The sequence below is a fragment of the Pedobacter sp. AC464 genome, from assembly GCF_979253075.1.
Window position 1 is genome coordinate 1,839,192 of the sequence record NZ_CEEDBV010000002.1, and the last position, 14,450, is coordinate 1,853,641.

General features: G+C 38.9%; 14 protein-coding genes. 6 read left to right on the forward strand and 8 right to left on the reverse strand.

Translation table 11 applies throughout. From position 1 onward, the window contains the following. Positions 1-56: 56 nt before the first annotated feature. Both AC0IWT_RS18990 and AC0IWT_RS18995 read right to left on the reverse strand, forming a co-directional pair. Positions 57-1,154, reverse strand: a complete 1,098-nt coding sequence (locus tag AC0IWT_RS18990) for a vWA domain-containing protein (protein ID WP_056871978.1) — start codon at positions 1,152-1,154, stop codon at positions 57-59. Between the two features lie 369 nt (positions 1,155-1,523). Next, entirely contained in the window at positions 1,524-2,405 is an 882-nt protein-coding gene (locus tag AC0IWT_RS18995; protein ID WP_471798365.1) for a carbohydrate kinase family protein, read from the reverse strand. A gap of 87 nt (positions 2,406-2,492) precedes the next feature. Here AC0IWT_RS18995 and AC0IWT_RS19000 point away from each other — a divergent pair, with 87 nt between their 5' ends. Then, positions 2,493-2,918, forward strand: coding sequence for a YybH family protein (locus tag AC0IWT_RS19000; RefSeq protein WP_471798366.1), 426 nt, complete (start codon positions 2,493-2,495; stop codon positions 2,916-2,918). A gap of 99 nt (positions 2,919-3,017) precedes the next feature. On the opposite strand, the gene AC0IWT_RS19005 is transcribed toward AC0IWT_RS19000, so the two are convergent. The 6 genes from AC0IWT_RS19005 to hemW all read right to left on the reverse strand — a co-directional run bounded on the left by AC0IWT_RS19005 (position 3,018) and on the right by hemW (position 8,625). Beyond that, positions 3,018-3,632, reverse strand: a complete 615-nt coding sequence (locus tag AC0IWT_RS19005; protein ID WP_200940357.1) for a sugar O-acetyltransferase — start codon at positions 3,630-3,632, stop codon at positions 3,018-3,020. Positions 3,633-3,795: 163 nt separating this feature from the next. Beyond that, positions 3,796-4,674, reverse strand: a complete 879-nt coding sequence (locus AC0IWT_RS19010) for a cupin-like domain-containing protein (RefSeq protein WP_056871974.1) — start codon at positions 4,672-4,674, stop codon at positions 3,796-3,798. 119 nt (positions 4,675-4,793) lie between these two features. Beyond that, positions 4,794-5,579 carry a DUF3050 domain-containing protein gene (locus AC0IWT_RS19015; RefSeq protein ID WP_471798367.1) on the reverse strand — a complete coding sequence of 262 codons (786 nt, stop codon included), beginning with the start codon at positions 5,577-5,579 and terminating at the stop codon, positions 4,794-4,796. 213 nt (positions 5,580-5,792) lie between these two features. Beyond that, positions 5,793-6,344, reverse strand: coding sequence for a fasciclin domain-containing protein (locus tag AC0IWT_RS19020; RefSeq protein ID WP_082491637.1), 552 nt, complete (start codon positions 6,342-6,344; stop codon positions 5,793-5,795). 285 nt (positions 6,345-6,629) lie between these two features. Then, positions 6,630-7,412 (reverse strand): SDR family oxidoreductase, encoded by a 783-nt coding sequence (locus AC0IWT_RS19025; protein WP_471798368.1) that lies wholly within the window; start codon positions 7,410-7,412, stop codon positions 6,630-6,632. An 85-nt stretch (positions 7,413-7,497) separates the two neighbouring features. Next, entirely contained in the window at positions 7,498-8,625 is a 1,128-nt protein-coding gene (gene hemW, locus AC0IWT_RS19030; RefSeq protein ID WP_471798369.1) for a radical SAM family heme chaperone HemW, read from the reverse strand. 91 nt (positions 8,626-8,716) lie between these two features. On the opposite strand from hemW, the gene AC0IWT_RS19035 reads away from it, so the two are divergent. From AC0IWT_RS19035 to porM, 5 genes are all read left to right on the forward strand, one after another. Further along, the gene (locus AC0IWT_RS19035) at positions 8,717-9,694 is read left to right on the forward strand and encodes a DUF4271 domain-containing protein (protein ID WP_471798370.1); all 978 of its coding nucleotides are present in this window, start codon (positions 8,717-8,719) and stop codon (positions 9,692-9,694) included. A gap of 13 nt (positions 9,695-9,707) precedes the next feature. Beyond that, a complete protein-coding gene (locus AC0IWT_RS19040; protein ID WP_056871971.1) occupies positions 9,708-10,478 on the forward strand; it encodes a uroporphyrinogen-III synthase in 771 nt (256 codons plus the stop codon). A gap of 221 nt (positions 10,479-10,699) precedes the next feature. Beyond that, positions 10,700-12,022, forward strand: coding sequence for a T9SS ring complex lipoprotein PorK/GldK (porK, locus tag AC0IWT_RS19045; RefSeq protein WP_471798371.1), 1,323 nt, complete (start codon positions 10,700-10,702; stop codon positions 12,020-12,022). Between the two features lie 44 nt (positions 12,023-12,066). Beyond that, positions 12,067-12,873, forward strand: a complete 807-nt coding sequence (porL, locus tag AC0IWT_RS19050) for a type IX secretion system motor protein PorL/GldL (RefSeq protein ID WP_471798372.1) — start codon at positions 12,067-12,069, stop codon at positions 12,871-12,873. A gap of 41 nt (positions 12,874-12,914) precedes the next feature. Continuing rightward, a complete protein-coding gene (gene porM, locus AC0IWT_RS19055) occupies positions 12,915-14,450 on the forward strand; it encodes a type IX secretion system motor protein PorM/GldM (RefSeq protein ID WP_056871968.1) in 1,536 nt (511 codons plus the stop codon).

The window sequence follows — 14,450 nt, forward strand, 5'->3', positions numbered from 1 at the left end:
TTATGTGTTTGTTATTGTAGTGGTTATGTTTAACCGTTAATCTTTTGGCTTCAACCTTACTTTACGGTCTTTCTTCTATTCTTAATGTAATCCTCAAAAATGTATTCACCCAATCCGTTTAATGAACTGTAAAAAGCCCTTCCGCCATTAATTTCGGTAAACTGCCGTACAAATTGCTGCAGGTAGGGGTCTTTGGCTATCATAAATGTGGTAATGGGAATCTTTAAACGTTTGCATTGGGCAGCCATGTTCAAAGTTTTGTTAATCACTTTTCTATCCAAACCCATGCTATTTTTATAGTACTTGCCATTTTCTTTCAAGCAGGTGGGTTTCCCGTCAGTAATCATAAAAATCTGCTTGTTGTGCGTTTTGCGCCGGCGCAGTAAATCTGTAGCCAATTCTAATCCGGCAAAGGTATTGGTATGGTAAGGGCCAACCTGCAGGTAGGGTAAATCCTTCACCGTAATTGGCCAGGCATCATTTCCAAAAACAACAATGTCTAAAGTATCTTTCGGATATTTTGTTTTAATCAGTTCGGCAAGTGCCATTGCAACTTTTTTTGCGGGCGTAATTCTGTCTTCGCCGTACAAAATCATCGAGTGCGAAATATCAATCATCAGCACAGTAGAGGTTAGGGTTTTAAAATCCTTTTCCTCAACCTCTAAATCCCGATCTGTTAGCGTAAAATCACCTATGCCATGGTTAATCTGGGCATTTTGAATCGAGGCAGTCATGTCAATCTGGTCCAGGCTATCGCCGAAACTATACTCACGTCTGTCTGCATTTTTCTCCTCTCCAATGCCAGACTGATTGCTGTTATGGTTACCGCGACCGGATTTTTTAAGCTTTCCAAAAATCTCATCCAACGCAGATTTCCGAATTGTTTGTTCAGTTTTGGCCGTAATCTTAAATTCTCCCGATTGGTTATCCTCAGTCAGGTAACCTTTATCTTTCAGGTCATCAATAAAATTGCCGATTCCATAATCGTTGTTGGTTAATTTGTATTGTTTATCGAGTTCGTTCAGCCAGCTCAAAGCCTCTGCAGCATCACCAGCTGTATAATTTAGCAATTCGCTAAATAATTTCAGCAACTCATCAAACCCACCTTTTGGCGTATCGCCAGGCTTATAATCAGAAAAACGAAAACCTCTCATGTAAGTGTATAAACGGATTACTAAAGGTAAAAGTTTCGATTTGGATTAATTTAAGCGGGGTGTCATATTTAGTTGGCTGGCTGGGCGTAAAAGCTAAAGCTGAATGAGCCGCTAAAGCTGAACCTCCAATTAAATTGGATTTCGGCGTTCGCCAAGCTACGCAAGGGTCGGGCTTTTCAGGGCTCCGCTTCGCTACGGTACCGATGAAAAATCGGTACTGAACCCTTACAATCCCTAACGCAAAACCCAAGGCATTAAAAAGCCAAACTGTGTATCATCTAAAGCCTTGTTAGCCCCAGGCGAATTAAATCCTGTAATCCTATGGAAAACACATCAAAACAGAAGAAGTAAAACAAATATTGCGAGCAATTAACCCAACGCCATGTGATAAATTTTTCTGTTATACTCCGGGTTTGCTCCAATCTGCGAGGCCACGAAAGCACCCACCTTACACGCGTTATCCAGAATGGTTTCCATCGGGTAGCCCTGCAAATAGCAGGCAACAAAAGTGGCTAAGAAGGCATCGCCAGCACCAACGGTATCTGCAACCTGAACTTTGTAACCAGGGTGTTTAAATAATTTTCCATCTTTTAACACGCATGCGCCTTTCTCTCCAAGCGTTAAACATATAATCTCTATGTTATGGGTTGATGAAAGCTGTTTCAATAGCTGCTCATCCGTGTTTCCGGTTAAGCCAAAAGTGTCTTTTACCCAAAGTAACTCATCTTCGTTTATTTTTAAGATATCGGCATGCGCTAAAAGCCCGGCAATAAGTTCTTTGTTATAAAAAGGCGCACGCAAATTAATATCAAAAATTTTAGTCTTGGCCTTTTCTAAAAGTGAAGTCACTGTTTGCTTTGAATGTTCATTGCGGCAGGTTAAGCTGCAATAAACTAAAGCATCTGCCTGCTTAACCGCCTCGATGTTAGCTTCAGTAAGTTGAATATCATCCCACGCAACCGGCTCTTTTATGGTGTAAGTAGCCTGGTGTGTTTCATCTAGTTGCACAACCACCGTGCTGGTAGGCAGTTTCGTGTTTACCTGAACTAAATCGGTAGGGAAACCATTTGCCGCAAGAAAAGCTAATAATTCTTTTCCATTATCGTCATCGCCAACAGCGCTTACGAAATTACTTTCTATACTTTGTTTATGGAGGTTTAACGCAACATTCATACTAGAGCCGCCAGCCTTTTTCCCATCAGGAAAAACATCCCATAGTATTTCGCCGATTGTGATAACTTTATTTTGCATATGGTTGGGTTGAAACTGTAAAGAAACAATTTTTCTGCATCGAACGGAATAATTTGTTTTATATCTTTACAACAAGAGCCAATAAATATGAAGACAATTTTAATCCTTGCTTTTCTTATATTTTCACTAGAAAGCTTTGCACAAACTGCAAAAGACAAACAGGCCATTTTAAGCGTACTCGAAAACCAGCGTCTTAACTGGAACAAAGGAGACCTCGAGGCCTTTATGCAAGGCTATGTAAAAAGCGACAGCCTGCTATTTGTTGGCAGCAAAGGGCCAACTTATGGCTGGCAGCAAACGTTAGATAGTTATAAGAAAACTTATAGTGGTAAGGCAGGTATGGGCCAGCTAACTTTCGGTATTAAAAAAGTTAACTTTTTAAATAAAGATGTGGCTTTTGTTTTGGGAAGCTGGCACTTAAAACGCCAGCAAGATGAACCACAAGGCTATTTTACATTGCTTTTTAAAAAGCTTAATGGCGACTGGAAAATATTTGTAGACCACTCTAGCTAGAAATAATTAAGCTTAAGGTAGAAGGTAAAACGGAAAATCTTTCTGTTGTGCGAGCAAGAAAAATTTCTCATTGCAATGCACTATTTATTTTACTGAATTTTATTCTCCTAGTTTAAAATCTTTATAATAAAAATCTTTGTCGTCGTCGGTTAAGTGACGGATAACCCTGCACGGATTTCCCGCAGCAAAAACGTTATCCGGTATGGATCTGGTTACCACGCTTCCTGAACCAATTACCACGTTCGAGCCAATTTTTACACCTGGGTTTATCACTACGTTTCCGCCAATCCAAACGCTGTTGCCGATTGTAATTTCCTGTGCCCATTCATGCTCTTGATCTCGAAGATGGGCGTGAATAGGATGCCCGGCGGTATAAATTGCAACATTTGGCGCAATAAAAACGCTGTTTCCAATACTTACTTTAGCACAATCCAAAATCACGAGGTTAAAGTTTGCGTAGAAGTTTTCGCCAATCTCAATATTATAGCCATAATCGCAACGAAAAGGTGGCTCGATGTAAAACATTCTTTCTGTTTTGCCAAACAATCTTTTTATTAATTCTTTACGTTGTTTAATAAATTTCGGTGCAAGGTTATTAAATTCAAAAACAAGCTCACGGGCCTTTAACCGTTCTTTTGATAATTCTGCATCGCCTGCCTGGTAGGCTTTTCCGGCAAGCATTTTTTGTTTTTCGCTAAGTATTTCGTTTTGCATTATTTAGATTGAGTTTTTCGGAGCGGTTAAATTTTTCATTGCTTCTGCTCAAACAGGCTTTGTATAACCATTACTGAAACAAAAAACGGGGCTACCGATACATCGATTCCCCGTTGAAATTGCTTTCCCCAAACCGATTAAACGTGGTTCGGGATATTTTATTTTAAGGTCTTCCTTTTGCTAATGCTTTTTCTGCAATTTTAACTGCTTTCTTCTCTCTCCAGTTTGCATACTTCTCTTTAAAGGTCATTTTTATAAGGCTGTCGATAGCGCCATGGGTAAACAAACTCCAAACGCTGGCTACCTTGCGACTAATCGATTGGTCCCATGCACGCAGGCTTAATGAGAACGAACCATCCAAATACTTCATCCAATGCCACATTCCGGTCGGCATAAATAAAGTATCACCATGCTCTAAGAAAACTTCGTACCCCTCAACACCATTTAAGGCTGGGAATTTTTCAAAATCCGGGTTTGCTACATCATAATCTTCCAAAGCATAAGTCGCATTTGGTAAACAATACAATCTATCTTTCCATTTGTTATCGAAAAGCACAATGTGTTTCCTTCCACCAAAATGTGTGTGAAAAATGTGTGGCAAATCGATATCGTAATGAAGGAAAGTTACCGAGTTGGAACCACCGAAAAACATTGCTGGCATGCTTTCAATGAAACCGCCCATCAAATCTTTAGGAATTTTTACATCGTTAATCAAGCTCGGGACTTTTTTAAATAAGTTGAAGAAAAATATTCTAAGCTCTGTGGGTTCACGCTTAATTAAATCAAGGTAATCGCCAAATTTCATATGTGCTGTTGCCGCGTTAATCGGCTTAGACGGGTCGGCTTTCGAGTTATCATACAATGGCACTTCCAAATCGCCACCAATTTCTTTTAAATATTCCGTTGTCCATTTTTCTCTTGCAGGCCAATCTTTTGTTAGGCCCCTGATAACTAATGGTTTTTTGGTTTTTAAATAGTTTTTTTTGAAATCTTCCGGAGTAATGTGCTCAACGATATCAACTGGTTTTAGAATGAAACTCATGCGCTTTAAAATCTGTTATTTGTGCCGAACAACAAAAATGTAAATTTTATTTTACAAAATAGAAAAACAAAAACAAATGTGACGTAAATTACTTAATTCAAAATTTACGTTTTCTTAACCTAGGCTAAAATTTTTCTGACAGCGATTTCCGCATAGGCAGCATCCCATAAATCGATGCGTTTTTGTAGGGCCGACTTTGCTGTTTGCTCAGCTTCAAGCCAAAATGCCTCATCGTTTTCACATAATTTTTCAGTCATCGCTAATGCCAAATGACTGTGGTGATCGCCATCAACCTCAATGTGGCGTTCCAGGTAATATTTAAAAGTAGAAACACGCTCTGGATTTGTGGTATTCAAATCGTTTACCATGCTCATAAACATGTTTGGAATTAAATCTTCACGCCCAAAAGTAAAGCTCGCGGCCTGTAAATGCTTTTTGCCACTGTTTATTGTTGCGAAAGTAGCATTGATAAAATTTCTGGCAGATTGCGGTACCTGTGCCAACTCGAATGCCATTTCAAAATCGCGGCCTTTTTGCAACGAAATTAAGAAGTTGTTAATCGGCCCAACGTTCGCTCCACATTGAACCATTGCATCCAGATAAATTTCGAAATGACTTTTAATGTTGCCTTCTGCATCAAGGTCACTTTCTTCTCCGGCAACAATTTCGTTAATTAATTGCCTCGTAACCGCATCGCCAACAGGAAACCATGGTAGCGTAGTACAAGTAAGGTTAATTTGTAATGCCTTCAATAACGACATGAAATCCCAAACTGCAAAAACGTGGTGCTCCATAAATACACGAAGATCTTCCAACTCATTTATCTCCGAATAAATCTGATGGTTTATTATTTGTTGCCTTAGCGGCTCAATATTTTGCTGAATTCTTTTTAGGCTGGGATGCATCTATCCTGATTGTTAATTTGGGTTTTAAAACCGGTTTGTTTTTTGATTCGCTTATAATGGCTCAAAATTAAACACTTATCATCATCAATTGCTACGAATTCTAAAACCTGAAAAGCGGCTGACAAAATACATGCCTGCCGATTAATTTTAAGCAAAAAAAACGTCTCTGCAATTTGCAGAAACGTTTCATCTTAAATTATAGGGATGTGAATATTATTTTGGCATCAAAACAGTGTCAATCACATGGATAACGCCATTTTTTTGATTTACATCTGCAATTGTTACTGTACTCATTCCGCCTTTAGCGTCAGTAAGCATTAATTTTTTGCCCATCATGTGCGCTGATAATTTTTCGCCTTGTACAGTTGTAAATTCTGCTTTACCACCACCAGCTTTAATAGCTTTTGCGATTGCTTTGCTGTCCATTTTGCCAGCAACTACATGGTAAGTTAAAATTTTTGTAAGCAAAGCTTTGTTTTCTGGTTTTACTAAAGTCTCAACTGTTCCTGCAGGCAATTTAGCGAAAGCAGCATTAGTTGGAGCGAAAACCGTGAACGGGCCAGCACTTTTTAGGGTTTCTACTAAACCGGCAGCTTTTACTGCTTCAACAAGTGTAGTGTGGTCTTTAGAATTTACTGCGTTATCTACAATATCTTTAGTAGCGTACATTGCTGCTCCACCTACCATTGGGTTTTTTTGAGCGTAAACTTGTGTTGAAATTGCCATTGTGAAAACAGCAAATGCTGATAAGATTAATTTTTTCATTATTTCTAATTTTTAAGTTCTGTTATTTGTGTTCATTTACGACAGGTAACAGATACTTGGTTTTTTAGAAATTAACTTTTTAATTAACTAGCTGTAAATAAGGCTTTTAATTTTTTATTGGAAAGGTTCTCCAATAGTTCTTCGGGGAAATCAGTCCGTCTTTTTGCTAAATCCCCGGAGAAAAACCGGGGGATACCGCTTCAATACGGTTTAGATAGATAAGGCTGTGCAAGCCACTTAAACTTCTTAGCGAAGCGGTATCAACAGCTCAAATTTTTACAGCTACTATATTACCTTGGCTTCTCTTATTTTTTTTGAAAATAACTTTGGGAAAAATCGTTTCAGTAAAACCGCTTTTGTTTCGCTCCCTCCAATGTATACTTCTTCTTTTTTTGCGCTAATTGCCTTAATAATTTCTCCTGCACATTCTTTGGCACTCATCCCATTAGCTTGCGCATCGTCCATCGTTTCCTGTTTCTTTCCTGAGGCCGTTAGTGCATTTATTGAAACATTTGTTTTTATAAAACCCGGGCAAACAATGGTAATATCGATATTCTTATCGTAAACCTCAGACCGTAATGAATCGAAATAACCATGTAAAGCATGTTTCGAAGCCGAATATGCCGACCGAAATTTAGTTCCGAATTTACCTACCAAACTGCTTATTACAACGATTTGTCCGCCACCGCTCTTAATCATTAATGGCAAAACGGCTTTGCTTAAAACTACTGTTCCCCAAAAATTGGTGTCCATAATTTTCTGCTCTGTCGTTAAACTGGTTTCCAAAGAAAGGGCTCTCTGACTAACACCACCGCTATTTATCAATATATCAATCTTCCCAAAAATTTTGATTGCATCTTCGGCTTTATTCAATAAAGTTTCAGTTTCACTTAAATCGAAGGCCAAAACATGTACGTTAAATGAATTTTGGCAATTCCCCTTCACCCTGAACAACTCATCACGGTTGCGGCCTGAAATAATTAACTTATCTCCAGCCTTAAAATACTCGTAAACCAAGGCTTCCCCAATTCCGGAAGAGGCACCTGTAATCCAAACTATTTTCGACATATAAAATTATAATGGAATGATAAATTTTTAATGATAAAGTATAAGTTCTCGATTGGTTAGCTGAAAGCATTAATCCCAGATCGATTTAATCATTTACAATAAACAACTCAGCTGCAATATGGTCGGCAAAAAGTTTTCCATTCTGGCTCAGCCTGATTTTATTCTCGTCAATTACCAGCCAATCCTTATCTAAGTTACGAAGGTTGTGCAGTGTTTCTTTCAGGAAATCAGTACCAAAAGCGGTCTTAATTTTTTGCAAATCGGTTCCCCACATCGTTCTGAGAGAGGTCATCACATATTCATTAAAGCGATCGTTTAAACTGAGTTCTTCAACAATTTCAGGCAACTTGTTGCCCTCTAGCTTTTCGATGTAAAGTGTATTATTAGCGGGGTTCATGTAACGGTTTTGTCCATCGAAACCATGTGCCGATGGCCCGATGCCAATGTAATTAACGCCTTTCCAATAATTTGTATTATGAACAGCATAACAACCCGGCCTAGCAAAATTCGAAATTTCATAGTGCTCAAAACCTGCTTCGGTTAACGCTTTCATCAAAATAATAAACTGTTCCGCACTTTGGCTATCATTTACCGGAGTTTGTTTTTTGGTCTTTATTGCGTGTGCCAGTGCTGTTCTCGGCTCAACCGTTAGCGCATAGGCAGAAATGTGAGGCACTTTTAAATCAATTGCTTTCGCGATGTTGTTCAACCATTTTTCATCGGTTAACATCGGGTAGCCATAAATTAAATCGAGTGTTAGGTTTTCGAAGCCAGCATCCTGACTTCTCTTAATGCAGGTTTCTGCCTCCTGTGAATTGTGCGCCCGGTTCATCCAAATTAGATCCTCGTTAAAGAAAGATTGAACCCCAACGCTGAAGCGATTAACCGGCAGGGCTTTTAATTCTTTCAATTTTTGTGGCGTCAAATCATCCGGATTTGCCTCAATTGTAATCTCTGCATCTCCAGCGACTGAAAAGTTGTGATTTATTGCATCGAAAATTCTCTGCAAGGCAGCTTGAGGTAAGATTGAAGGTGTTCCACCGCCAAGATATATTGAACCCACGTTGCCGGCAATCCTATCTCTTTTCATCGAAATTTCCTTGCAGATGGCTTCCACCATCTCATCAGCATATTGCAGTGATGTACTGAAATGGAAGTCGCAATAGTGACACGCTTTTTTGCAAAAAGGAATATGAATATAGATACCGGACATTGCTACAAAGATACAGCATTATCTAAATCCATTTATTTTCTTTAGGTAAACAATGAATATTCGACTACTTTTGCGATGTTATTTTTAGAATATGCCGAAGGTCATTTTATTTTTATTCGCGTTTCTGTTTTTTGCAAACTTTGTTGCTGCACAACAGATTCCGGCTAAGGTAGATTCAATCTCGGTGGTTAAGTATCAATACCGGCGATACCGGCCTGATTCAGCTACGCTGGCCAGACAGAAATACGTCACCGATTCCATAATTCACCATACCTGGGTTTTGCCAGAACGTTTAATTAATCGGACGGCGCTGCTAGATAGTGTGCAAAAAGAGTATTTATTCCCAAAGCTCGATTTACTGGCCTGGCAAAAAAGGTATCAGTACGCCAAGAAAAAGGTTAATCCCTACCAGCTTGGCAGGCGTATACCGAAAGGAAATGTGGGTCTTCTCGGATTTATTTTTGCCATGCTTGTCATTTTCGCTATACTAAAAAACGCCTTCAGCAAGCAGCTCTCCGCAATTGTTCAATCCTTTTTCAGTAACCGAATTCTAAACAACATTAATAAAGAAGATAACCTCTTCAGTTCCTGGCCTTTTTTGTTGCTCTTTATACAATTCGGATTCATTTTAGGAATGTTTTTTTTCCTTGTTGCACAGTATTACGATATGTATCAGGCAAAAGATGGCTTTAAATTTTTCTTTAGCATTTCGATTATAATCATCGTTTTTTATGCTTTAAAGCTTATCATACTCAGGTTTTTAGGTTATCTTTTTAACATGCAAAAGCCTGTTAATGAGTACATTTCCATTCTGTATTTGAGCTACTTTAATGCTTCATTGCTATTTATACCACTTGTTGTCGCTTTTGCCTTATCTCCACTAAAATACGGGTTAATATACATCAGCCTGGCTATCTTACTTTTAGTGATAATTTTTGCTTTCCAGTTGCTAAGAGCCGGGATTACAATACTTTCTAATAATAAGTTTTCGAAAATGCATTTAATTCTGTACTTTTGCGCCCTCGAAATATGTCCTGTCTTAATACTAATTAAAACGATAGGTTTGTAGCAGAAAAAGGAAAATGCAAGAAAAGAACGACTCTAGAATCCGTAAAGTGAAAAGTGTTTTAGTTACTTTACCGAAGCCTGAAACAGAAAAATCTCCCTACTACGATTTAGCTAAAAAGCATAACCTTAAAGTCGATTTTAGATCTTTTATTCACGTGGAAGGTGTGCCTGCGAGGGATTTCAGAAAAGACAAGATCAATTTGGCAGATTTCACCGCTGTGATTTTTACCAGTAGAAATGCAGCTGATCACTTTTTTAGAATATGCGAGGAAATGCGTTACGACGTACCTGCAGAACTGAAATATTTCTGCCTTTCTGAAACGATAGCTTTGTATCTTCAAAAATACATACAATACAGAAAACGAAAAATTTTCTTCGGAAAGCAAACGGCTGCAGACTTGGCTGAAGTTTTGAAAAAGCATGCCAATGAGAAATTTTTATATCCATGCTCGGATGTTGCGACAGAAGACACGATGAAATTTCTCGAAAAAAGTGGTTACAATTTCACGCCTGCCGTGCTTTTTAAAACTGTAGTTAGTGATCTTTCCGATTTGGCGGAAGTGTTCTACGATGTCATCGCATTTTTTAGTCCTTCGAGCATTCAATCGCTTTTTAAAAATTTTCCCAACTTCCAACAAAATAATACTAGAATTGCGGCGTTTGGAGTTAATACAAGTAAGGCTGTAACGGATATGGGTTTAGTTGTTGATATTGCTGCGCCAACACCAGGCGTTCCATCAATGACTATGGCTATTGAAAACTACATCAAAGTTTCTAACAAATAAAGATTCCCTCTATTTTTTTCCTGAGTAACAATAAACTACAGCATTCGGAGTTATAGCAGAATAATGTGGCAAAATTTAACGAAAATGTTAGGTATAGGTTCTTAAAAAAACATACTTATACCCTAATAAAGGTACTTTCGTGTAAAATTTTATATATTGTTGCTTAATTAAATCATTTTTGATACAATTGCTAATTGTGTTTAGTACACTATAAAGGATATATGAAGAAAATCTACTTACTAGCTATAATTGGTTTAACGGTACTTCTTGAGAGCTGCGGCCACGGTGGCCAGGGTGAACTTGTGGGTTCATACAACCGAAAATTTAAGAACCAGCGTATTCCCCTGGGCATGGTTTATATTCCGCCAGGTCATACACCACTTGGTGGTTCTGATGAAGATATTACATTTTCACAGGCCGGCCCAAGCAGAATGACTACAATCAGTGCTTTTTTCATGGATCAAACCGAAATTTCTAATGCTGAGTATCGTCAGTTTACGAAATGGGTAAGAGATTCAATTGCCATTGTAATGATGGGCTATCCGCAACAATATATGATGACACAAAAAGGTGCCGCCGCTGGCGCACTTGGTGGTGAAAAATATATCGACTGGAAAAAGGTTGGAAATGGATCCGGGATTTGGAGCGGCAAAGGAAAAGGTGCCGCTGCTGCAAACGCAAGTCAATTGGATAATATGTATTATTCAGGTTTAGATGCTTTGCCAGGACGTAAGGAGATTGATGTTCGTAAGTTGGAGTACTCTTATGGAATTTTAAATCTTGATAAAGCTGCTCTTGGACACAAAGATCCAAACAGCAAGCGCCAGGATTATATAGATAGGTATAGTATTGCTGTTTATCCGGATACAATGGTTTGGAAGACAGATTATTCATATTCTCAAAATGACCCGATGGTTCGCGGTTATTATAATCACCCGTCTTATGATGATTATCCCGTTGTAGGTGTAAGCTGGGAACAGGCGAAAGCTTTTTCACACTGGCGTACGCAGCTTTACCAGGGCGTAGCATCTGCAAGAAAAATGCCTATGAATGCACGGATGGATTATGATTTACCTGCAGAAACTGAATTTGAGTATGCCGCAAGAGGTGGAAATACCAAAACTAAATATCCATGGGGCGGTCCCTACATCAGAAATACTAAAGGTTGCTTACAAGCTAACTTCAAGCCGGGCCGTGGTGATTACTCAAGTGATGGTGGAATTTACACCGTTGGTGTGCGTTCGTACTTCCCAAATGATTATGGCTTGTACAACATGTCTGGTAACGTAGCCGAGTGGACAAAAACGGCCTATAATAAATCATCAGGTCCGTTATTGCATGATTTAAACCCTAACTTTACCTACGTTGCAGGTAAAGATGACAGCAAATATTTAAAACGTAAAGTGGTAAAAGGTGGTTCGTGGAAAGATACTGGCTATTTTTTACAAAATGCTGTATCAACTTATGAGTATCAAGACCAACAAAGATCTTACATCGGTTTCAGATGCGTTTCGGCTTACCCTGGAACTGATTTAAGAAACTAAATAAACCAAAACAACTAAAAACTAAAGAAAAACATTAAAATTTTATGGCAGCAAAAAAACAACCAAGCTGGTTACACGTAGCGATTTCATGGGGAGCAAGTATTGTAATTGTTGGGGCATTATTTAAGATTTTGCACATTGGCGGGATATTGGGTAACTATATGATAGGTATCGGTCTTGGCGTTGAGGCAATCTTATTCTTCTTAACCGGATTTTTTCCACCAGAACCAGAACCAGCATGGGAGCGGGTTTATCCTGAATTGAGGGAGGATTTTAAAGGTGAGTTGCCAACAGCACCAGCCAGACCGGTTGCTGCAGTTTCTGCGCCAACATCTGCAGCTTTAGATAAAATGTTATCTGATGCTAAAGTGGGACCAGAATTAATTGAAAGTTTAGGCAATGGTTTACGCACCTTTGGTGATAAAGTAGCCTCAATATCGAGCGTTGCAGATGCATCACTGGCAACAAATGAATTTACAGGTAAAGTAAAAACGGCTTCAGCTGGTTTCGATAATTTGAGTGCATCTTTTGAAAAAGCGACCGCTAACTTGAAAGCAATGGGTGAAAGCAATGTAGATTCTCAGGCTTATCATGATCAGGTAAATAACTTAGCGAAAAACTTGTCGGCATTAAACGCAGTTTATGAGTTAGAATTGCAAGATTCGAGCGCACATTTAAAATCGATGAATAAATTTTATTCAAACTTATCGCTTACCATGCAAAACTTTAACGAATCGATGGAAGATTCTAAACAGTTTAAAGAAGAAGTGAATAAGTTGGCTAAAAACCTATCATCTCTTAATGCGATTTACGGAAATATGCTTTCGGCTATGAACAGCCCTCGCGTATAATTTATCTAGTTTTTAATTTTAAATAGAAAGCTACATAAAAAATGGCAGGCGGAAAAGAAACAACAAGGCAGCGGATGATCAATATCATGTATTTGGTATTGTTGGCCATGCTAGCCTTAAACGTATCAGATACAATATTAGATGCATTCAAAAATATCAATGATAGTTTGGATACGTCAAAAAACAACGTAAATACAGGTATAGAGCAGCTTTTTTCTTCTTTCGAGAATTCTAAATTAAAGGAAGAACCAGCTCGGGCTCAACCAATTTACGAAAAAGCGAAGCAAGCAAAAGCTGCAGCTGACGACCTGAACAATTACATTGAAGGCATTAAAAAGCAGTTTACCACAGCTGGTGACGGAATTAATCCGGAGACTGGTGACTTGACCAATCGTGATAATCAGGATATTGCTCCAAATTTGATGATTAATCAAAAAGAGGGCGAAAAGTTGAAGGCTAAAATTAACGCAACCCGCGAAAAGCTGATTGCTTTGCTAAACCCTGAAGATAGGGCAGGCGTAACTTTTTCTTTAGAAGCGAAAGATCCGGTTAGAAAAAGAAAAGGTAACTGGCAGGAAACATTATTCGGTGAGGGCACTCCATTAACCGCGGCAATGACAATTTTAACCAAACTTCAAACCGATACAAAAAATGCAGAGGCCGAAGTAGTTAAAAAATTGTTCGGAAACATGGATAAAGCTGTAGTTAATATTGATAAGTTCGCCGCAGTTGCTGTAGCGCCAACTTCTTACGTTATCCAGGGTCAGCCATACACCGCTGAGGTTTTTTTAACAGCTAGTGATTCCCGGTCAAATCCTGACATCACTGTTGGCGGCGGTAAGCTGTCAGTAAAGGAAGGTAAAGGAACTTATACCGGCAGTACAGGAAGCGTTGGCGTGTTTAAGTGGGTAGGAACGATTCGCGTTCGTCAAACCGATGGGCAGATTAAAGAGTACAAAACGCCAGAACAAAGCTATCAGGTAGCGAAACCTTCGGCTAACGTTTCATCAGATAAGATGAATGTGATCTATGCAGGTATTCCTAATCCGTTCTCTGTATCAGCGGCTGGTTTTCCTTTGGAAAGTGTTAATGCAAGTGCCTCTGGAGCTTCGATGAGTAAAACTGGCGCAGGCAAATACAATGTACTTGCAAGTGGTTCTCAGGTTGGTTCGGAAGTGTCAATCAACGTTACAGCATCAAATGCAGGCAAAAGCATTAGTCTTGGTTCACAAAAATTTAGGGTTAAGGCTATTCCAAAACCTACTGCTAAAGTTGGTGGCAGGTCTGGTGGCGATATTGCATCAGTACAATTGAAAAGCGAATCGGAAATTGAAGCGGATTTAGATGATTTTCCGTTCGATGTAAGATTTAAAATTCAGCGCTATAAGCTAACAATTATAAAGCCCCGTTCTGATGCTATTACGATTTCGGGTAGCGGCGGTGGTTTCGCAGGTGCTGTTAGAACTGCTATAAATTCGATTACGCCAGGTACAAGGGTGTTTTTTGAAGATATTGTTTCTGTAGGGCCAGATGGTCGCCAGAATGTTTTGCCTTCATTGGCGTTTACAGTTAAATAG